The organism is Paraburkholderia sp. J63, from assembly GCF_905220245.1.
GTDB lineage: Bacteria > Pseudomonadota > Gammaproteobacteria > Burkholderiales > Burkholderiaceae > Paraburkholderia.
The window spans coordinates 1-493 of record NZ_CAJMZF010000174.1 but is presented as its reverse complement, the minus strand read 5'-3'; the positions used below and the strand labels follow the sequence as shown (position 1 = coordinate 493).

General features: G+C 70.0%; 1 pseudogene. It reads right to left on the bottom strand.

The annotated features are described in order from the left end of the window. A pseudogene (locus U5775_RS39030) lies at window positions 1-493 on the bottom strand (hemagglutinin); the annotation flags it as partial.

Below are 493 nucleotides of genomic sequence, written 5' to 3'. Positions count from 1 at the left end.
CGCGGCAATGTTGTCGCCGCTGCCGATCGCCGCGCTGTTGTTCGCGGCAATCGTGTTGGTGTTGCCGAGCGCGAAGCTGCCGTTGCCCGGAATGGTGTTGTCGTTGCCCACGACATAGCTGCTGTTGCCGGCGATGACGTTCGGGTCGCCGAATGCGCCCGAGCCGCTGCCCGAGACCTTGTTGCCCGAACCGACGCTGATCGACTTGGCGCCCGTGGCCTGGGCGCCGTTGCCGATGGCGATGCCGCTGTCCGCCGAGACCGAAGCGCCTGTGCCCACGGCCACGCCGTTGGTGCCGGCGATCGTGGTGGTGGCCTGCAGGCCCAGCGCAACGCTGTTGTTGCCGCCGGTCGCGGCGCCCGTGCCGATGGCGACGGCGTCCGCACCCGTCGCATTGGCGGCGGTGGCGAACAGCTTGGCGTCGCCCGCGGTGTCGCCGTTAGCGGACATATCGCCCGAGGTACCGATGGCGATCGAGCGCACACCGCTGGCG